Origin of the sequence: Micromonospora sp. WMMD729, from assembly GCF_049315225.1 — a bacterium.
Taxonomy (GTDB): domain Bacteria; phylum Actinomycetota; class Actinomycetes; order Mycobacteriales; family Micromonosporaceae; genus Micromonospora.
On record NZ_CP186059.1, the window covers coordinates 6,527,162 to 6,547,917 of the forward strand.

A 20,756-nucleotide genomic window follows, 5' to 3' on the forward strand; every position below is an offset into this window, starting at 1 on the left:
ATGGGGGATGACCCTCATGCCTGGCAGGACGACATCCGGAAGACCGGCCCGAGCCCTGCTGGCCGCGGTGCTGTCAATGACGGTCGCCGGTGGCCTGCTCACGCTCACGGCCACGCCGGCCGCGGCCTACGACGTGCGGTACGAGAAGAACAACTCATGGGCCTACGCGGACGCGCACCGGCCCAGGCAGATCAACATTGACCAGGCCGGTGACGTGCCGGTCGGGTCCTGGAAGGACGACCGTGGGCGCAAGCACACGGCCCGCGCCTACTTCACGTTCGACATCTCCCGCTACCGGGGAGCAGAGATCGAGTCGGCCGTCTTCTCCGCCAAGGAGACCTCGGTTGTCGACTGCACGAAGCGGCCGGGGGTGGAGCTGTGGCGTACCGCGGCGTACACCGCCGCGTCGAGTTGGGCGAAGCCGCCGGCCGAGCTGGCGAAGTTGCACACGGCCACTCTGCCGGACGTCGCCGGCTGTCCCGCGCCGTACGTGGAGTGGGATGCGGCCGACGGACTGCGGCAGGCGTTGGCCGAGGGCGCCTCGACACTCACCCTTGCGCTCCGGCTGCCGGCCGGCGCCGAGGCCGATCCCAGGCTGGGCCGCCGCTACGCCAGTACGGTTGGCATCTCCATCGACTTCAACTACCCACCAGGCTTGCCGACCGACCTGCAAACCTCCGGCACGCCGTGCACGACGGCCGAGCCGTACCAGTTCCAGCGAAGCAGTGACCTGGCGCTCTCTGCGATCCTGCACGATCAGGACAAGAACACCGCCGGTGGCACGGACATGTTGACCACCACCTTCGCACTCTGGCCGGTCGACGAACCGTCCGCCCGGATCGAGCGGACCGGAAACGGTCGGGACGGCGAGTGGGACAGCGTCATCTTCAGCCGCGACACCCTCACGCACGACCGCGTGTACGCCTGGCAGGTGCGAGCGGCGGACAGCCGGGCCACCGGCGGTTGGAGCCACCTCTGCTACTTCCGGACCGACTTCCAGGGCCCGGCGACCGCGCCGATCGTCTCCTCCACCGACTTCCCCGCCGACGGGAGCTGGCATCCGGCGTTTCCCGGCCAGTTCACCTTCGACGCTGGTGCGGCAGCGGACGCGGTTGGCTTCCGATACCGGCTCGACGGCGGACTCGAGGCGACGGTGTCGGCGGACCGGCCCGGCGGCACGGCCACGGTCACCATCACCCCGAACGCCGGGCCCCGCAGCCTCACGGTGGTGAGCGTGGATGCGGCCGGAAACCGGTCGCCCGAAACGCGGTACGAGTTCCGGGCCAGCGACGTCGCACCGGTCGTCACCGGCAACCTGACGGAGATCGGGGCCCCGGCCACGTTCTCCGTACAGCCGGGGATGCCTGGGGTGGTCCGCTACCGCTTCAGCCTGGACGGCGACCCGGAGCAGACGGTGGAGGCGGCGACCGACGGCACGGCCTCGCTGACCGTCACCTCGGCCCGGGGTGGTAGCCGCACCCTCTCGGTGACCAGCGTGACCGCCGACGGCGTGACCGCGACGGCGACCCGCACCTTCCGGCTGAGCACCGCGCCCAAGGTGGCCGCAACGGTCTACCAGCAGGGGGCCACCAGCGGTGGCCAGGGCGTACCGGGAGTCTTCACCTTTACCCCGCGTCAGCCCGACGTGGTCAGCTACCGCTACCGCTTCGGCACCCAGACCAGCACCGTCACCGCGACGGCCGACGGGTCCGCGTCGGTGACCTGGGCGCCGACGAAGGCCGGCTTCACCTCGCTCACGGTCTGGAGCGTCGACGTCAACGGCGTCCAGTCGGACTCGACGAGTTTCGCCTTCTTCGTGCGTGATCTGCTGCCGGTCATCCAGGGATTCCTCTACGACCCCGGTTACCCTGCCGGCGGTCCGGGTCAGGCTGGCGACTTTCTGATCAGCTCCGAAGTACCCGGCACCACCGAGTTCCGGTACCGCTTCGACGATGGCCCTGAGCAGGGGGTCGGTGCCGACGTCAACGGCAGCGCGATCGTCACCTGGACGCCGGAGCAGAGTGGCACGCACACCCTGACGGTGCGAAGTGTGTTCGCGGACGGAACGGTGTCCCAGGAGCGGACGTACTCCTTCCTGGTCGCCGACGGCCCGGCAGAGTAATCGGCCTCGTACGAGACGCCTGTCACAAGGTCCGGCCCACCATCGCATGCCGGTGGTGGGCCGGACCTGTTACGGCGGTCGAGGGCGGTGTCGCGGCGTACCTTGGGGATCATGTCTGTGCCGAACGATCCTGATCCCCGCCTCCAGTCGTACGCCGACCCGCAGCGGCTGGTCACCACCGACTGGTTGGCCGAGCACCTGGGCGACGAGGGCCTCGTCGTGGTCGAGTCCGACGAGGACGTGCTGCTCTATGAATCCGGTCATATCCCCGGCGCCGTCAAGGTCGACTGGCACCTCGACCTGAACGACCAGGTCACCCGGGACTACCTCGACGCGACGAGCTTCGCCGAGATGTGCGCCGCGAAGGGCATCGGCCGGGGCGACACCGTCGTCTTCTACGGCGACAACTTCAACTGGTGGGCCGCGTACGCCCTCTGGGTCTTCTCGCTCTTCGGCCACGCCGACGTGCGGCTGCTCGACGGCGGCCGGCAGAAGTGGGTCGCCGAGGGACGCGAGCTGACCCGCGACAAGCCGTCCCGGCCGCGCGCCGACTACCCGGTGCCGCTGCGCGACGATGCGCCGCTGCGCGCGTTCCGCGAGCAGGTGATGGCCCACATCGCCGTGGGCCGGCCGCTTGTCGACGTGCGGTCCCCTGGTGAGTACACCGGCGAGATGCTGCACATGCCGGACTACCCGCAGGAGGGCGCGCTGCGGGGCGGGCACATCCCGGGCGCGGTCAACAAGCCGTGGAAGTCCGCCGCGAACGAGGACGGCACGTTCAAATCCGCCGACGAGCTGAAGGCGATCTATGCCGACCAGCTCGGCCTCAGCCCGGACGACGACGTGATCGCGTACTGCCGGATCGGCGAGCGGTCCAGCCACACCTGGTTCGTGCTGCGGCACCTGCTGGGCTACCCGCAGGTGCGCAACTACGACGGCTCGTGGACGGAGTGGGGCAACCTGGTCCGGGCGCCCGTGGTGAAGGGCGACCAGCCCGGCGGCATCGCCGCCTGAGACGCGGGCTCGGCCGGCTGGGCACCCCCGAGGCCCAGCCGGCCAGCTCCAGTGCACCGCGCCTCAGTCGGCCGGCGCGAGCACGTCCTGCCTCAGCCGGCCAGCGCCAGCACGCCGCGCAGGTCGGGGATGATCCCGGTGATCTCGCCGGTCTCCGGGTCCCAGCGCGCCAGGGCGGCGGGTTCCAGGCGCAGCAGCACCGCACCCTTGTTGTCCCAGCCCAACACCGGGCAGCAGCCTTTGGCGCGGTACCGCCCGAGGTCGAGCAGGTGGGTCACCGAGCCGGTGCGGGAGTCCAGCACGGCCACCGCCTCGGCGCCGCTGATCAGGTTGTTGACGATCCACGCGGCGCTGGCCAACCGGCCCCCGTGCAGCCAGCCCCGACCGTAGAACTCGTTCAGCTGATAGGGCGGCGGCAGCGTGTCGACGGTGATTCGCGATTCGGAGCGGACCGGGCTGTCGAAGGAGGTCCGGCTCCGCAGCTTCAGGTCTGCCCGCTCGCCGACCAGCTCGAGCGGAGCCGCCCCTCGACCGGCCTCCGGGTCGGGTGCGACCACGTTCCAGGCCGACACGTCGGTGGTGCTGGCCGCCTCGGTGTCCCGCTCCACCACGTACGTCCGGTTGTCGCCGCCGACCAGCACCCGGTCGTGCGCCCACACCACCAACTCCAGGTAACCGTCGAGGGGGATGCGTCGTACGCCCGCCGTGGTGAGGTCGACCATGATCAGCTCGTTGGTCTGCGCGAACGCCACCCACCGGCCGTCCGGCGACAGGACTCCCGGCTTGACCGCCGTCGCCTCGTTGCCGCTCTCGTCCCAGGTGGGTGCCGGCGTCACCACGTCGAGACTGCGGACCACGCCGTCGTCGCCGAGAATGCGGATCGGGCCGTCCGGTTGGCCCTCCTCGTTCAGCGGCTGGAACAGCGCCAGCGCCCGCTGGACCGGTCGCGCGGACAGCGTCACGGTCGGCGGGCCGCTGATCCGGCTCAGCGGATCAGACCGGAACGTCAGCTTGGCGGGCGGGTGCTGCACGGGACCGGCGTGGGTGGGCTCGACGGTCGGTGCCACCGGATGGGCCGGGCGTGGATCAGGCGACGGTCGCAGGGCGACCGCCGCACCGCCGGCCAACGCCACGGCCACGACGACCGCGCCGAGGGCCCGTCGGGTACGCCGGGTCCGCCGCGCCCGGTCCCAGCCGGCCGACGCCGGTGCGCTGGGCAGCACGTCCTGCACGCTGACGGTGAACAGGTCGCGCAGGTCCTGCTCGTTCACTGGTGCACCTCCACACCGTTGGCGCCCCGGCCCGGTCGGTCGTCGCCGGCGAGGTTGGGCGCCACCTCCCGGAGACGCCGCAGCGCCAGGTGGCACTGGCTCTTCACGGTGCCGACGGTCACCCCGAGCGCCTCGGCCGTGGCGACCTCGGTCAGGTCCTCGTAGTACCGCAGCACCAGCACGGCCCGTTGGCGCGGCGGCAGCGTGCCCAGGGCGTCGTGCAGGGTCAGCCGCAACGCGCCGTCCCGGTCCGGCGCGGCCCGCTCCGGCGGCGCGGCGCTGAGCCACTCCCGGCGACGACGACGCCACCAGGACACCGCGTCGCGGTAGAGGATGGCCCGCACGTACGCGGCGGGGTCCCCGTCACGGACCGAGGTCCAGCGCAACGCCAGCTTCAGCAGGGCGTCCTGGAGAAGGTCCTCGGCCTGGTGCCGGTTGCCACAGATCAGGAAGGCCGCGCGCAGGAGCCGATGCTGGTTGCTCTCCACGAAGGCGAGGTAGCCGTCGCGGCCGTCGTCCGCCGTCGATCCCATCCGCACCCCTTCCGGCCGCCCGTGGTGCGCGTCAACCGACAGACGCACGGGAGGGCGGAAAAGGTTGGACCGATTTTCCGGCCGGTCGCAGTATCCGCCACGCCACCACCGTCACCAGGGCGAAGACACCCGCCGCCGCGCCCACCACCGGAGGAGTCCCGTGCGCGGCGGCGACCAGCCCGGCGAGCCCCGCGCCGACCGGGGCGGTGACCAGACCGATCATCCGTTGGGCCGCACCGACCCGACCGAGCAGCCGCGACGGCACCTGCCGTTGACCGTACGACGCCCACAGGCTGTTCCACACCACCGTCCCGGCGGCGAAGACGGCCAGCGCGAACCCGCCCGGCACCGGATGCCGGGCCAGCGCGAACCCGGTCAGCGCCACGGTCTCGGCGGCGAGAACCGCGCCCAGCGCGGGCACCGTGCCGAGCCGGGCGGCGAGCCGGTCCGATCCCAGTGCCCCGGCCACCCCGCCGAGGATCGCCACCGCGGCGAACAGCCCGTACCCGGCCGGCGGCACCCGCAGTACGTCCAGCGCGTAGAGCACCAGCACCGCCATGATGCCGGAGATCGCCAGGTTGCTCGCCGCGGCGAGCAGGGTGACCCGCCACATGGTCCGGTGCCCGCGCAGCCACCGCACCCCCTCGACGATGTCGCCCCACACCGACCCATGCCCGGTGGCCGGCCGGGCGGGTACCGCGGCGGGCGGGGCGAGGGCCAGCACGAGCAGGGCGGCCGCCGCGAAGGTGACGGCGTCGAGGGCGAACGGCAGGGCCGGAGCGGCGGCGAACAGGACACCGGCGGCGGGAGCGCCGAGGAAACCGCCCGCCACCGCCGCACCCGCCTGGAGGCGGCCGTTCGCCCGGGGCAACGCGGCCGGCGGCACCAGGGCCGGGAGCAGCGCGAACGAGGCGGAGTCGAAGAGCGTACCGAGCGCGGCGAGCAGGAACGCGGCCACCAGCAGCAGCCCGATGCCGGCCCGGTCCACGGCCACCGCCACGGCCAGCGCCGCCACCACCGCGGCGCGTACCCCGTCGATGCCGGCCATCGTCCGGCGGCGGTCCCAGCGGTCCGCGTACACCCCGCCGAGCAGGCCGAAGAGCAGCGGTGGCAGCTGCGCGGCCACGGTGACCGCGGCGATGACCCGGGGGTCGCGGGTCAGCGTGGCCGCCAGCAGCGCCAGCGCCGGCGTCCGCAGCGCGTCTCCGAAGCGGGACGCCACGGCGGCGGACCAGAGCAGCCGGAAGTCCCGGCCCAGAGCGGAGGAGGTCATGCCGCCGACCGTGCCGGTTCGACCGGGTCGAGGGTCAAGCCGCCGGGCGAAAGGGGGACGCGGGCGGTCGGTGATCTTGGGTACGGTGAGCGCCGGCATCGGGACCGGGGAGAGCACAGCGTGGACCACACCTTCCAGGTCGACCTGCGTGGCGTGGTCGACCTGCTCAGCCACCACCTCTACGGGAGCCCTCGGGTCTACGTCCGGGAGCTGCTCCAGAACGCCGTGGACGCGATCACCGCCCGGCGGACGACCGAGCCGGACGCGCCGGCGTTGGTCCGGATCGAGCCTCCGGAGCTGACCGGGGACGGCACCCTGCGCGTGCACGACACCGGCGTCGGCCTGACCGAGGCGCAGGTACACGAGCTGCTGGCGACGATCGGCCGCAGCTCCAAGCGGGACGAGCTGGGCTTCTCCCGGCACGAGTTCCTCGGCCAGTTCGGCATCGGCCTGCTCTCCTGCTTCCTGGTGGCCGACGAGATCCAGGTGCTCACCCGGCACGGCGACGACCCCACCGTCCGGTGGACCGGGTACGCCGACGGCCGGTACGCGGTGACCGTGGCGCCGCCGGAGGAGGCCCGCGCGGAAGTGGGCACCACCGTGACGCTGGTGCCCCGCCGGGACGCCGACCAGTGGTTCGGCACCCCGACCGTCGTCGACCTGGCGCGGCTCTTCGGCGCGCTGCTGCCGGTCACCGTCCGGGTCGGCGACGTGGTCACCACCGTCGGTGAACCGCCCTGGCCGACGACGCCGGGAGCGCCGGTCGACCGGGCGGCCCTGATCGCGTACGCCCGCGAGACGCTCGGCGTGGACCCGTTCGACGTGCTGCCGCTCAGCGTTCCCGAGGCCGGGCTGACCGGTGTCGCCGTCATCCTGCCCACCCCGGTGAACCCGGCGGCCCGCGCCGGGCACCGCGTCTACCTCAAGCGGATGCTGCTCACCGAGAACGCCGACGGGCTGCTGCCGGACTGGGCGTTCTTCGCGCACTGCGTCGTCGACGCGACCGAGTTGCGTCCGACGGCCAGCCGGGAGGCCCTGTACGAGGACACCCTGCTGACCGCGACCCGGGAGGCGCTCGGTGACCAGGTACGCGGCTGGCTGGTCCGGCTGGCGCGGCACGACCCGCACCGGCTGGCCGAGTTCCTCCAGGTGCACCACCTCGGCGTGAAGGCGTTGGCGTTGCACGACGACGACATGCTCCGGCTGGTCGACAGGTGGTGGCCGATGGACACCAACGTCGGCACGCTCACCCTGGCCGAGTTCCGGGAACGCTACGGGGTGGTCCGCTACGCGGCCAGCCTCGACGAGTTCCGCCAGCTCGCCGCGGTGGCCGCCGCACAGGACCTGGCAGTGGTCAACGCCGGCTACACGTACGACACCGAGCTGATCGAGCGGCTGCCGGCGGTGGACCGATCGGTGCTCATCGAACGGCTCGAGCCGAGCGATCTCACCACCCGGTTCGACGCCCTCGACCCGTCCGTGGAACTGGCGCTGCGGCCGTTCCTCACCGCCGCGCAGCGGGCCGTCGAGCGGTCCGGCTGCGAGGTGGTCATCCGGGCGTACGACCCGGTCTCGCTGCCGGCGCTCTACCTGGTCAGCCGGTCGGCGGCGTTCAACGACCAGCTTGCCGCCAGCCGCGACCGGGCCGACGAGCTGTGGGGCGGGGTGCTCGACGCGCTCGCCGCCACCGCGCCGCCGGACCGCCCGCAACTGGTGCTCAACCACCGCAACCCGCTGGTGCGGCGGGTCACCATGCTGGGCGACCCGGAGCTGGTCGGGCTCGCCGTCGAGGCGCTGTACGGGCAGGCGCTGCTGCTCGGGCACCATCCGATCCGCGCGGCCGACGCCGCGCTGTTGAACGATTCCTTCCTCGGCCTGCTCGGCCGGGCGGTGCCGGGACGGGAGCAGGAATGAGCGACGAGGACCTGTGGCGGGTGCTGCGCGGCATCGCCGACATGCCGTACGGGGCGGGCCAGATCGCCGCGTTGGAGCAGTTGCTGCGCCGGGTGGACGCCGCCGACGACCGGCACCTCGCCTTCGTCACCCGGATGCAGGCGACGACCGGGTACGTCTACGGTGGCGAGCCGGCGAAATCGTTCGTGACGTTCTCCTGGTGCCTGTCCGAGTTCGACCGGGACCCGCAGCCCTACCACCAGCGCCACCTGCACCAGTTGCTGTGGCACTTCAAGTACATGGTCTCGGGACTGCTGAAGTTCCCCGAGGTGCCCCTGGACCGCACGTACGCCGTGCTCGACGACATGGAGCGGCGCTACCGGGCCGGCGGGCACAGCCTGCAGACCGTCCACAAGCACCGTTTCCGGGTCGCCGACCACGTCGGTGACGCCGAGGCCGCCGCGCACTGGTACCGGCTGTGGCAGACGACGCCCCGCGACGACCTGTCCGACTGCGCGGGTTGTGATCCGACCAGCCAGGTGGGTTACCTGGCCGACACCGGGCGGGACGCCGAGGCGGTGGCCCTCGCCGAGCCAGTGCTCGCCGGCCGGCTCACCTGCACCGAGCAGCCGCAGGCGATCCTCACCGCGCTCCTGCTGCCGTACCTGCGGACCGGTCGGGGCGAGTCGGCGCGCGACGCGCACCGAGAGGCGTACCGCAAGCTGCGCGGCAGCCTCGCCGACCTGTGGGACATCGGCGACCACGTGGAGTTCTGCACCCTCACCGGCAACGAGGCGCGGGCGGTCGAGCTGGTCGAGCGGCACCTGGACTGGCTGGACCGGCCGCCGTCGCCGGCCGCCGCCATGCACTTCGCGGCCACCGCCGCCGCCGCGCTGCGGCAGGCCGGCGGGGCGACCGTGTACCGCCGTGCCGCCGAGGGCCGGCCGGCGGCCGAGGTGCCGGCGTCGGCGCTGGCCGACGAGTTGGCCCGAACGGCGACCGAGTTGGCCGCCCGCTTCGACGCCCGCAACGGGACCAGCCACCAGTCGCAGTGGATCGAGCGGCGGCTCGCCGTCCGGCCCGACGGCGAGCACCTGCCGCTCTCCGCGAGCGTCCGGCGCCTTCCCGTCCGGCCGGGTGGGGGCGCGCCGGCCGGTGCGGCGGCGTCGTCCGAACGCCCCGGCCGGGCACCCGTCGAGGTGTCCACCGTGGCTCTGCCCACCGACGCCGACGACCTGTTGACCCTCGCCGAGGAGAGCTGGGGCCGACACGACCGGGCCACCTTCCGGGCGGCGCTGGCCGCGTACGACGACCGGTTCGACGCCGCCGCCCTACCGGCGCGGACGGTGGCGCACCGGCTGGCGATGCGGGCCGCCGAGCGGGGCGACGAGGACGACGTCGAGGGCGCGGTCGAGCTGAACCGGGCGGCGCTGGAGCTGTACCGCTCGGCCGGCGAGGAGCTGCCCGCCCAGGTCGTCGCGGGGCGGCTCGGGGTGCTGCTGACCCGCGCCGACGAGCACGCCGAGGAAGGGCTGACGCTGGTCCGGGAGGCGGCCGAGACGCTGGATCGGCTCGGCGACGCCCGGCAACGCGCCGCCGGGTACGACCGGCTGGCGTTGGCGCTGCTGCACCGGCAACGCTGGGCGGACGCCCTGGCGGCCCTGGACCGGGTACCCGCCGACGCGGGCGGCGACACGCACCTGGCGGCCCGGGTAGCGCTGCACCGGGCCCATCTGCTGGAGCAGTCCGACCGCGTCGACGAGGCCCGCGCCGCCGCCGAGAACGCCCGCCGGATCGCCCGTGAGCTGGGCATCGACGAGCTGGTCGTGGCGGCCTGCCTGACCTGCGCCCGGACGGTCGACGATCCGGCCGAGGCGGTGGCCGCCTGCGACGAGGCGCTGCGGGTGGCGTCGGCGGACGCGGAGCTGCCCGTACGGGTGGCCCGCGCGCGGGCACTGCTCTCCGCCGGCCGGGCCGCCGACGCGGTGGACGACTTCGTCGAGGCGGTGACGCTCTGCGTGGAACGTGGCGCCGAGGGGGACGCGTTCCTGCGCTGGGAGCTGGCGAACGCGTACCGGGTGGTGGGCCGGCTCGCCGAGGCGGCCGAGGTCGCCGAGGAAGCAGTGCTCGGCCTGGACCGCCTGGGCGCGCAGGCGGAGGCCGACCGCTGCCGGCATCTGCTGGCCGGCGTCTACAGCGGGCTCGGCGAGATCGACCCCGCGCTGGCCCTGTTGGAGCAGTTGGCGGTCAACCTGGACGGCCCGGACAACCTGCCCAACCGGGCGCAGGTGCTGGAGGAGGCCGGCGGGATCCTGTACGACGCCGACCGGGACGCCGTGGCCGCCGAACGGTTCGCCGCCGCCGCCACGGCGTACCGGCTCGCCGAACTGCCGCTGGACGAGCTGCGTGCCCGTCGCCGGGAGGCGTACGCCTGGTTCTGGTCCGACAACCTGCCTGAGGCGGTACGCGTCGTCGAACTGGCGGACGGGCTGGCGTCGGCGTTGGCCGGGCAGGCGGAGCCGACGCCACCGGTGACGTACGAGCTGGCGATGACGGCCGAGACCGGCGCGCGGGTGCTGACCGGGGAGGGCCGGACGGACGAGGCGCTGGAACGGCTCGCCGGGGTGCCCGACCGGCTGCGGTCGATCGAGGCGTTCGGTGAGGCGGCCCAGGTGGAGGTCCTCGTCGGTGAGCTGCTGCTCCGACTGAACCGGCCGGGCGAGGCGGCGCCGCTGCTGCGTCGCGTACTCGGTGGGTTGCCGGCCGGCTCGCGGCCGGTCCGCCAGACGGCGTGGTTGCTGGCCCGTGCGCTGGACCTGCTCGACCGGAACGCCGAGGCGGCCGCCCTGCGGCAGGAGCACGACCTCGACCCGGACGACTGATCGCCGCGACCGACCGACCGTAACCGTCGCCCCACCGGGTTCAGCTCGCGGTCTACGCTTGCCCCGTGACGGTGGAACAGCAGGCACGGGGGGCGGCGGGTACGGGCCGGCGTCGGTCCCGCAAGGACGAGATCCTGGAGATCGCGGTCGGTCTGTTCGCCGCCCGTGGCTACCACGGTGTGTCGATGGACGACATCGGTGCGGCAGCCGGGGTGACCGGCCCGGCGCTCTATCACCACTTCGCCGGTAAGGAGGCGATGCTGGCCGCCGCGTTGATCCCGGTCAGCGAGGGGCTGCTGGCCGGCGGGCGGGAACGCGCCGCCGGGCACCCGGACGACCCGCGCGGTGTGCTGGAGTCCCTGATCGACTTCCATGTCGAGTTCGCGCTGGCCAATCCGGCGGTGATCGCGCTGCACCTGCACGAGCTGGACCGCCTGCCGGAGGAGCCGCGGCGACGGATCCGCCGGCTGCAACGGATGTACGTAGAGGAGTGGGTGACGGTGCTCACGGCGCTGCACCCGGGCATGCCGGACGGCGAGGCGCGGGTGCTCGCGCACGCCGCTTTCGGCCTGATGAACTCGACCCCGTTCCTCGGCGGTGAGGTGGACCGGCGACGTCGTGCCGAGCTGTTGCGCGGCGCGACCCTGGCCGCACTGCTCGCCTGAGCCGACTCGTCAGAAGTGCGCCGGTCATGATTCCCTGACATCGTCCCAACATCCGGACGCCGGGAGGAAACATGATCGAGTCACTTTTGGTCGCCAATCGGGGCGAGATCGCCCGCCGGGTCATCCGGACCGCCAAGCGGCTCGGGGTTCGCGCGATCGCGGTGTACTCCGAGGCGGACGCCGACCTGCCGTTCGTCACCGAGGCGGACGAGGCGGTGCTGATCGGCCCGCCGAACCCGGCGCAGAGCTACCGCAACGTCGAGGCGATCCTCGCCGCCGCGAAGTCGACCGGCGCGCAGGCGATCCACCCCGGCTACGGCTTCCTGTCGGAGAACGCGGAGTTCGCCCGTACCGTCGAGGCGAGCGGGCTGATCTGGGTCGGACCGGGCGCGGACGCGATCAGCGCGATGGGCGACAAGATCAATGCCCGGAACCTGATGGCGGCGGCCGGCGTGCCGGTCGCGCCCGGCACCACCGACCCGGCCGCCGACCTGGCCGCGGCCGTGGCGGCCGCCGCCGAGATCGGCTACCCGGTGATGGTCAAGGCCGCCGCCGGTGGCGGCGGCATGGGGATGGGCGTGGCCGTCGACGAGGCCGCGCTGCGCACCGAGTACGACAAGGTGCGCGCCTTCGCCGAGCGGATGTTCGGTGACGGCTCGGTGCTGATCGAGCGGTACTTCCCCCGGGTACGGCACGTCGAGGTGCAGATCCTCGGCCTGGCCGACGGTCGGGTGGTGGCGCTGGGCGAGCGGGAGTGCTCGGTGCAGCGACGCAACCAGAAGCTCGTGGAGGAATCCCCGTCGCCGGCGGTCTCGCCGGAACTGCGGTCGCGCCTCCTGGCGGCGGCGGTACGCGCCGGCGAGGCCGTGGGTTACCGCAACGCGGGTACGGTCGAGTGTCTGCTCGACCCCACCTCCGGTGAGTTCTTCTTCCTGGAGATGAACACCCGCCTTCAGGTGGAGCACCCGGTGACCGAGTACGTCTACGGGATCGACCTGGTCGAGGAGCAGTTGCGGGTGGCGTCCGGGCTGGCGCCGACGTTCGACCCGGACGCGCTCACGCCGAGCGGGCACGCCATCGAGATGCGGATCAACGCGGAGGACCCGAAGCGGTTCCTGCCCGGCCCCGGCGTGATCAGGACGTGGGTGGAGCCGACCGGCGAGGGGGTCCGGGTGGACTCCGGCTACACCGGGGGCAACACGGTCACCCCGTTCTACGACAGCCTGCTGGCCAAGCTGATCGTCACCGGTGACAGTCGTGACGAGGTGATCGCCCGCGCGCGGGACGCTGTCGCCGGGTTCCAGATCGTCGGCCCGAAGAACAACCTGCCCTTCTTCGCCGAGTTGCTGGAGAACGACGAATTTCTCTCCGGCGCCTACGACACGGCGATCGTCTCCCGTATGCGCTGAGCCCTCGCCGGCCGTCGCGCTGTCGTCCTCCGGCGGCGCGGCGGCATTGGCATCCGCGCCCTTTGCTCTGCTTACCTGGACGCAACAGCGGATGTCCGGATACCGGACGATCGGTGTTGCGTCAGTTGAAGCAGTGCAAAGGGCGCGTGTGGCACCCCGACCCTGCGTACCGATCCGACGTCACAGCGAGGTGACCGATGAGCCAACTGCCAGACTCCGTCTCGATCCGCGAGGTCGGGCCACGGGACGGGTTGCAGAACGAGGACCCGATCCCGACCGACGCGAAGGTGCGGCTGCTCGACGCGCTCTCCGCCACCGGCGTGCGCCGGATCGAGGCGGTGTCCTTCGTGCATCCGAAGGCGATTCCGCAGATGGCCGACGCCGACGAGGTGTGGCGGCGGGCGGCGAGGGCCGACGGGGTGCGGTACTCGGCGCTGGTGCCGAACACCCGGGGCGCGCAGCGGGCACTGGCCGCCGGCTTCACCGAGATCGAGGTGGTGGTGTCGGCGAGCGACACGCACAACCGCCGCAACGTCAACCGCTCGACCGACGAGTCGCTTGACGACATCGCCGAGCTGATCGACCTGCTGCACGGCGCGTCCGCGCGGGTCGAGGTGATCGTGGCGACCAGCTTCGGCTGCCCGTACGAGGGGGACGTCGACCCACGTCGGGTCGCCGGCATCGTCGACCGGGTGGTCCGCGACGGCGCGGACCGGGTCGCCTTCGGCGACACGACCGGCATGGGCACGCCGCGCCGGGTCCGGGAGCTGGTGACCGCGGTACGCGACCGCAACGCGCACGTGCCGGTGCTGCTGCACTTCCACAACACCCGGGGTACGGCGTTGGCCAACCTGTTGACCGCGCTGGAGCTGGGGGTGACCGAGTTCGACGCGAGCGTGGGCGGTCTGGGCGGCTGCCCGTACGCGCCGGGGGCGAGTGGCAACCTGGCCACCGAGGAGGCGGTGCACATGCTGCACGACATGGGCATCGACACCGGCATCGACCTGGAGGCCCTGATCGAGGCGGCCGAACTGGCCGAGGGATTGCTCGGCAAGAAACTGCCGTCGGGCGTGCTGCGGGCGGGACCGCGTACCCGGCTGACGCCGATGCCGAGCTGAGGACACGCGCCAGGGGCCGGCGGTTTCGCCGGCCCCTGGCGTGGCGTGCGGGGTTCGGTCAGCCCACCGTGGTGAGCGCCGCCGGCCAGCTGTCGCGGAAGATGTCCGCGCTGCGGTCGGTGCTGCGCTCGGTGGCGCTGAACGTGCCGGCGAAGAGGCTGCTCACCCGGTTCGCCTCGGCGGTGCTCGGGTACGGGTTGGTGCAGCTGGTGCCGGCGCTGCCGCCGGACATCAGGATCGCGCAGTTGCCGTTGTAGTTGTCCGGCAGGCCGAGGATGTGCCCGATCTCGTGGGTCATGATCCGCAGCGGGCTGTACTGGGCCGCCTGCTGGGTGTCGATGTAGACCCGGCCGTTGCCGAGACTGGTCCGCACGGCGTACGAGCCGCCGCCGGTGATCTGGTAGATCCTCAGGTTCGAGCCGCAGTTCGCGGAGAGCGTCAGGTTGACGGTGGCGTTGTTCCAGATCGAGGCGGCCTGGTTGGCGGTGCCGGCGTAGGCGCCTGCCTGGCTGGTGTTGTAGCAGATGGTCATCGCGGCGGACGCGGGCGCGGGGTTGGCGACCGTGACGCCGAGCGTGGCACCTGCCGTCGCGACCAACGCGACAGCGAGCCGACTGAGCCGTGAGGTCATCGCTGACTCCTATCCGAGAGGGGTGCCAGGAGCCTATCCACAGCCATCAATACATTTCAATGCTTGACTGTTTGGGGATCTCGGGTGTCACGTCTGGGAGGCGTCGGCTCGCCGGAGGCTGCGCGAATGCGATAGCCTAACGATCGTTCAGGTCAGCACGGGCGAGGGAGTCGGCGTGACGCTCGACGGTGAGGCGCTGGAACAACTGCGCAAGCGGGCCCGGTCCGGCGGCGCGGACAAGTACCACGCGGCCAGCGAGGCCAAGGGCAAGCTCTTCGCCCGCGAACGTGTCGCGCTCCTGGTCGACGAGGGTTCCTTCGTCGAGGACGGCCTCTACGCCAACGCGCTCGCCGACGGACTGCCCGCCGACGGTGTGGTCACCGGCACCGCCACCATCGACGGCCGGCAGGTCTGCCTGATGGCCAACGACTCCACCGTGAAGGCCGGCAGTTGGGGCGCCCGTACCGTCGAGAAGATCATCCGGATCATCGAGCGCGCGTACGCCACCAGCGTGCCGATGGTCTACCTGGTCGACTCGGCCGGCGCGCGGATCACCGACCAGGTCGACCTCTTCCCCGGGCGTCGGGGGGCCGGCAAGATCTTCTGGAACCAGGTCCGCGCCTCCGGCTCGATCCCGCAGGTCTGCGCGCTCTTCGGCCCGAGCGCCGCCGGTGGGGCGTACATCCCGGCGTTCTGCGACGTGGTGGCGATGGTCGACGGCAACGCCAGCATGTATCTCGGCTCCGACCGGATGGTCGAGATGGTCACCGGGGAGAAGACCACCCTGGAGGCGATGGGCGGGGCCAAGGTGCACACCGCCGAGTCCGGCGTCGGGCACTTCCTCTGCAAGACCGAGGCCGACGCGCTCGACGTGGTGAAGACCTACCTGTCGTACCTGCCGGCGAACTGGACCCAGCCGCCGCCGGCCGCGCCGGCGGTCGCCGCGCCCGCGAAGGCAGACCTGGCCGCGCTGGTGCCGGCCAGCGAGCGGCAGGCGTTCGACATGCGACGGTACGTCAAGGGCCTGCTCGACGAGGGTTCCTTCTTCGAGATCCAGGCACTGTGGGCCAAGGAGCTGACCATCGGCTTCGGTCGCCTCGACGGCCAGGTCGTCGGCGTGGTCGGCAACAACTCGATGTTCAAGGGCGGTGTCCTCTTCGTCGACTCGGCCGACAAGGCCACCCGGTTCGTGCAGCTCTGCGACGCGTTCAACGTGCCGCTGCTCTTCCTCAGTGACGTGCCCGGTTTCATGGTCGGCAGCGCGGTGGAGAAGCAGGGCATCATCCGGCACGGCGCCAAGATGATCACCGCGATCTCCGAGGCGACGGTGCCGAAGATCTGCGTGGTCGTTCGCAAGGCGTACGGCGCGGGCCTGTACGCGATGGCCGGCCCCGGTTTCGAGCCGGACGCGACGATCGCGCTGCCCACCGCCAAGATCGCGGTGATGGGCGCCGAGGCCGCCGTGAACGCCGTCTACGCCAACAAGATCGCGGCCATCGAGGACGAGGCCGAGCGGGCCGCCTTCGTGGCCGCCAAGCGGGCCGAGTACGAGCAGGACATCGACGTCGTCCGGCTCGCCAGCGAGCTGGTGGTGGACGCCATCGTCGAGCCGCACGACCTGCGCGACGAGTTGGTCCGCCGGTTCACGGCGGCACGCACCAAGGACCGCATCTTCTCCCGGCGTCGGCACGGCGTCACCCCGGTCTGATCCGCACCGCCACCCGTCTCGGCGTCACGAGCGTCGAGGGCACCCGTCCCCACCAGGAGGATGAGATGGACTTCCGGCTCACCGACGAACAAGCGGCGCTGCGGGAGAGCGTGCGGGACTTCGCCCGCGAGGTGGTCGCCCCGGTCATCGCCGAGCACTACGAGCGGCACACCTTCCCGTACGAGGTGATCCGGCAGATGGGCAAGATGGGCCTGTTCGGCCTGCCCTTCGCCGAGGAGTACGGCGGGATGGGCGGCGACTACTTCGCGCTCTGCCTGGCCCTGGAGGAGTTGGCCCGGGTCGACTCCAGCGTGGCCATCACGTTGGAGGCGGCCGTCTCACTCGGCGCGATGCCGATCTACCGGTTCGGCACCGACGAGCAGAAGGCCACCTGGCTGCCCCGGCTGCTCAGCGGGGAGGCCCTGGCCGGCTTCGGGCTGACCGAGCCGGGTACCGGTTCCGACGCCGGCGGCACCCAGACGCGGGCCGTGCTGGACGGCGACGAGTGGGTGATCAACGGGGCGAAGGCGTTCATCACCAACTCGGGCACCGACATCACCGCCATGGTGACCGTCACGGCGGTGACCGGCACCAACCCGGACGGCTCCAAGGAGCTGTCGACAATCATCGTGCCCACCGGCACCCCCGGATTCACGGTGGCGCCCGGGTACTCCAAGGTCGGGTGGACCGCCTCGGACACCCACGAGTTGACCTTCGACGACTGCCGGGTGCCGGCGGCCAACCTGCTCGGCGAGCGGGGCCGGGGTTTCGCACAGTTCCTGCGGATCCTCGACGAGGGCCGGATCGCCATCGCCGCGCTCGCCGTCGGCCTCGCCCAGGGCTGCGTCGACGAGTCCATCAGGTACGCCAAGGAGCGGCACGCCTTCGGCCGGCCGATCGGTGACAACCAGGCCATCCAGTTCAAGATCGCCGACATGGAGCTGAAGGCGCACACCGCCCGGCTGGCCTACTACGACGCCGCCGCGCGGATGCTTGCCGGCGAGCCGTTCAAGCGGCAGGCCGCCATCGCGAAGCTGCACGCGAGCACGATCGCGGTGGACAACGCCCGGGAGGCCACCCAGATCCACGGCGGCTACGGATTCATGAACGAGTACCCGGTCGCCCGGTTCTGGCGGGACTCCAAGATTCTGGAGATCGGCGAGGGCACCAGCGAGGTGCAACGCATGATCATCGCCCGCGATCTGGGTCTCTGACCCCACCGCCGGGCACCGGCGACCGAGCCTCGTCGATCAACCGGCCGCTGTCGGATTATCGGCGAGCGGACGTCGGCAGGACGACGTTCGACTGCCGATGGTCGGAGGCGAACCGTACTCTTCGTGCCCATGACTCCGGATCATGGGCGGTCACGGAGCCCGGCCGATCGCACCGGGCTGCCGGAGCTGCTCCGTGCGCACCGCCGTGCCGCCGGTCTGACCCAGGCGGAGCTGGCGTCCCGTGCCCGGGTCGGCGTGCGGACGGTGCGGGACCTGGAGCGGGGCCGGTCGGTCCGGCCGCAGCGCACCACCGTCGATCTGCTCGCCACGGCGTTGGGGTTGACCGGTGCCGTCCGGGCGGCGTTCCTGGCCACGGCCCGCGGCACCGTCGGCGGGGAGTCACCGTCGGAGGTCGGCTCGGGCACGGTCGGCGTCGGGTCGACGCAGGTGACCCGGCCCGACGTCCCGATCGCCCTCCCGCCCCCGGTCGCCCTGATCGGACGCGACCGGGACGTCACCGAGCTGGCCGCGATGCTGACCGCGGAGCACGGACCCCGGCTGGTCAGCCTCGTCGGCCTGGCCGGGGTCGGCAAGACCGCGCTCGCGCTCGCGGTGGCCCACGCGGCGGCACGCGCGCATCCGGGTGGTGTGGCCGGCGTGCTGGTCGGCGAGGGCTCGGACGGGCCGGACGTGCTCGCCGCCTCGATGACCGTCCTCGGCGCCGCCCGGTTACCGGAACTCGTCGCCCGCCTCGCCGGTCGGCGGGCGCTGCTGGTGATGGACGCCGTCGAGCGGGCTCCCGGCCCGGTGGCCGAGACGCTGCACCGGTTGGGCACCGTACTGCCGTCGCTGCGGGTGCTGGTCACCGGCCGGCACCCGGTCGGGCTGCCCGGCGAACGGGTCTGGCCGGTCGCCCCGCTCGAGGTTCCGCCGCCGGACGGCGAACACGCCGGCCCGGCCACGCTCGTCTCGTGGCCCGCGGTCGCGCTGTTCACCGCACGGCTCGCCCAGGTCCGTCGGGAACCGCCCAGCCCCGAGGAGCTACCGGCACTGGCCGCTCTGGTCCGCCGGCTGGGCGGGCTGCCGCTGGCCATCGAGCTGATGGCCGCCCGGGGGCGGCTGCTCGACCTCACCGAACTGCTCGACCGGTACGGCGACCGCGTGCTCGACCTGACCACCTCGGCCGATCCGGCCCGTGCCCGGTGGGACGGGCCGGAGACCGCCGCCCGTCGCCCGTACGCCACCGACACCACCCGGGCGGCGGTGGCGGTGACCCTGCGGGACGCGGTGGCGACCAGCTACCGCCTGCTCGCGCCGGACGAGCGCGACGCGTTGCGACGGCTGGCCATGTTCGGCAACCGGTGGTCGGTGGAGATGGCCGAGGAGATGCTCGCCGACGAGGCCGACCGGGACGGCACCGTCGCCATCGATCCGGTCCCACTGCTGGACCGCCTGGTCGAGCTGGGCCTGCTGAGCGTTCGCGGCACCGGGCCGTTCCGGTTCCGCCTGCTCGACGCGGTCCGGGACTTCGCCGTGGAGCAGGCGGTCGGCGGCGGTGAGCTGACCTGCGTACGGCGTCGGCACGCGGAGGTGACCGCCCGACTCGTGGCGCGGACCGCAACCGAGCTGGCCGGTCCCCGGATGATCGAGGCTGTGCACCGGCTCGACGAGGTGAGCAGCGACATCAGCTCCGCGCTCGCCCACGCGGCCACCGACGACCCGCTGACCGCGCTCCGGCTCGCCGCCTGTCTTCCCCGCTGGTGGCGCTTCCGGGGTCGGGACGTCGCCGGGCGGCAATGGCTGCGGCGCCTGCTGGCCGACCCGCGAACCGCCGACGCGGACCCGATCCTGCGCGGTTGGGCCAGCCTCGGGGTGGCCCGGCTCGCCGCCGAACACGGCGCGGCGGCCGAGGAGTTACCCACGGCACGGGCCGCGTTGGAGATCTTCCGACGGTCCGGCGACGTGACCGGCGAGTTGGAGGCGCGGGGTGTGCTCGGCGCTCTGCTGACCACCGTCGGCAACCACGACGAGGCACGCGAGCAGGCCGAGGTGATGCTCCGGCTCGCGGCCCGCAACGGCCGTACCCGTGATCTGGCGGTGGCGCAGAACAGCCTCGCCTGGCACGAGATCCGCGTCGGCGACCTGGCGGCGGCCCGCCGGCGTCTGGCCGCCGTGGACCGGCTCGCGGCCGAGGGTGGCGAGCAGCGGTTGCGCGTGCTGGCCTGGGCCAACCGGGCCGAGGTGTCCCGCCTCGAAGGCCGGTACGCGGACGCCGTCGACCAGGGGCGGCGGGCGGTGGCGGCGCTGCTCGAACTGGGCGACCCGGGGCATCGTCGTCGGGTGCTCGGCACGGTCGGTCTGGCGTTCGCTCAGGACGGTCGGGCCACGGAGGCGACCGAGGTGCTCGCCGAACTGCGTGCGGGCGGTGCCGAGACCACCGTCGCTGTGCCGGGACGGCAGTGGATGGAGCGGGTCGGACTGCCGCGACCGCGCTCGGACGACACGGTGTTGTCGTGGCGCGGACCGGAGGCGGGGATCTGCGCGCTGATCGAGGGCAACCTGGCGCTGCACCGGGGTGATCGGGAGTTGGCGGCCGAGTGGTTCACGGCCGCCGTCGAGGCCGGCCACGATCGTCGGGACGTCGTGGAGGCGCTGGTGGGTCTCGCCGCGAGCACTGCGGACCCGGCGGTCCTCGACCGTCTCGACCAGGTCTGTGCCCAGACCGGGATCCGACTGCTGCCGCAGGAGTCCGGGCTGCTCTACGCGTTGATCGCCACGCGGGGCGGAGCCACCGAACGGTGAGCGGGGGCCCGGCGGACCGCCGGATGGAGAGTGGCGCGGGCGAAGAGCCCCCTTGGTGCTACCCCTCGCTGTTCGCCCGCGCCGTCACCCCCCGGTGATTCCCCGGTGGGCGAAAGCCTGCCACCGTTGCCCGGGAAGAAGAGGGTTTTCAAGAGGTTTGTCCGATCTGTAGGGACAGTTCTGCCGGTCTTTCTGCCGGTACCGCCCGGACGCCCCTCGCG

General features: G+C 72.6%; 14 protein-coding genes. 10 read left to right on the forward strand and 4 right to left on the reverse strand.

Translation table 11 applies throughout. From position 1 onward, the window contains the following. Positions 1–7 precede the first annotated feature (7 nt). Complete coding sequence (locus ACN263_RS30155) at positions 8–2,122, forward strand: hypothetical protein (protein ID WP_422737582.1); 2,115 nt, start codon at positions 8–10, stop codon at positions 2,120–2,122. A 111-nt stretch (positions 2,123–2,233) separates the two neighbouring features. Then, entirely contained in the window at positions 2,234–3,136 is a 903-nt protein-coding gene (locus ACN263_RS30160; protein WP_422737583.1) for a sulfurtransferase, read from the forward strand. A 92-nt stretch (positions 3,137–3,228) separates the two neighbouring features. Here ACN263_RS30160 and ACN263_RS30165 read toward each other — a convergent pair whose 3' ends face one another. The 3 genes from ACN263_RS30165 to ACN263_RS30175 are packed head-to-tail and all read right to left on the reverse strand — an operon-like array spanning position 3,229 to position 6,213. Further along, entirely contained in the window at positions 3,229–4,407 is a 1,179-nt protein-coding gene (locus tag ACN263_RS30165; protein ID WP_422737584.1) for a hypothetical protein, read from the reverse strand. Further along, positions 4,404–4,940 carry a SigE family RNA polymerase sigma factor gene (locus ACN263_RS30170; RefSeq protein ID WP_422737585.1) on the reverse strand — a complete coding sequence of 179 codons (537 nt, stop codon included), beginning with the start codon at positions 4,938–4,940 and terminating at the stop codon, positions 4,404–4,406. The genes ACN263_RS30165 and ACN263_RS30170 overlap by 4 nt, the downstream gene beginning before the upstream one ends. A gap of 31 nt (positions 4,941–4,971) precedes the next feature. Further along, entirely contained in the window at positions 4,972–6,213 is a 1,242-nt protein-coding gene (locus ACN263_RS30175; RefSeq protein ID WP_422737586.1) for an MFS transporter, read from the reverse strand. A gap of 120 nt (positions 6,214–6,333) precedes the next feature. Between ACN263_RS30175 and ACN263_RS30180 the strand changes: the two genes are divergently transcribed. From ACN263_RS30180 to ACN263_RS30200, 5 genes are all read left to right on the forward strand, one after another. Next, the gene (locus tag ACN263_RS30180; RefSeq protein ID WP_422737587.1) at positions 6,334–8,127 is read left to right on the forward strand and encodes an HSP90 family protein; all 1,794 of its coding nucleotides are present in this window, start codon (positions 6,334–6,336) and stop codon (positions 8,125–8,127) included. Further along, positions 8,124–10,988 (forward strand): hypothetical protein, encoded by a 2,865-nt coding sequence (locus ACN263_RS30185; RefSeq protein WP_422737588.1) that lies wholly within the window; start codon positions 8,124–8,126, stop codon positions 10,986–10,988. The genes ACN263_RS30180 and ACN263_RS30185 overlap by 4 nt, the downstream gene beginning before the upstream one ends. Before the next feature lie 65 nt (positions 10,989–11,053). Further along, complete coding sequence (locus ACN263_RS30190) at positions 11,054–11,653, forward strand: TetR/AcrR family transcriptional regulator (RefSeq protein ID WP_355048539.1); 600 nt, start codon at positions 11,054–11,056, stop codon at positions 11,651–11,653. A 71-nt stretch (positions 11,654–11,724) separates the two neighbouring features. Further along, on the forward strand, positions 11,725–13,062 hold the full coding sequence (locus ACN263_RS30195; protein WP_422737589.1) for an acetyl-CoA carboxylase biotin carboxylase subunit: 1,338 nt from the start codon (positions 11,725–11,727) through the stop codon (positions 13,060–13,062). Between the two features lie 206 nt (positions 13,063–13,268). Continuing rightward, positions 13,269–14,180, forward strand: coding sequence for a hydroxymethylglutaryl-CoA lyase (locus ACN263_RS30200; RefSeq protein WP_422740878.1), 912 nt, complete (start codon positions 13,269–13,271; stop codon positions 14,178–14,180). 58 nt (positions 14,181–14,238) lie between these two features. On the opposite strand, the gene ACN263_RS30205 is transcribed toward ACN263_RS30200, so the two are convergent. Next, positions 14,239–14,811, reverse strand: a complete 573-nt coding sequence (locus ACN263_RS30205) for a snapalysin family zinc-dependent metalloprotease (RefSeq protein ID WP_422737590.1) — start codon at positions 14,809–14,811, stop codon at positions 14,239–14,241. 175 nt (positions 14,812–14,986) lie between these two features. Between ACN263_RS30205 and ACN263_RS30210 the strand changes: the two genes are divergently transcribed. The 3 genes from ACN263_RS30210 (at position 14,987) to ACN263_RS30220 (ending at position 20,535) form a co-directional block, all read left to right on the forward strand. Continuing rightward, entirely contained in the window at positions 14,987–16,519 is a 1,533-nt protein-coding gene (locus tag ACN263_RS30210) for an acyl-CoA carboxylase subunit beta (protein WP_422737591.1), read from the forward strand. Positions 16,520–16,584: 65 nt separating this feature from the next. Beyond that, positions 16,585–17,733 (forward strand): acyl-CoA dehydrogenase family protein, encoded by a 1,149-nt coding sequence (locus ACN263_RS30215; RefSeq protein ID WP_422737592.1) that lies wholly within the window; start codon positions 16,585–16,587, stop codon positions 17,731–17,733. A gap of 129 nt (positions 17,734–17,862) precedes the next feature. Continuing rightward, positions 17,863–20,535, forward strand: a complete 2,673-nt coding sequence (locus ACN263_RS30220; RefSeq protein WP_422737593.1) for an ATP-binding protein — start codon at positions 17,863–17,865, stop codon at positions 20,533–20,535. Positions 20,536–20,756 lie beyond the last annotated feature (221 nt).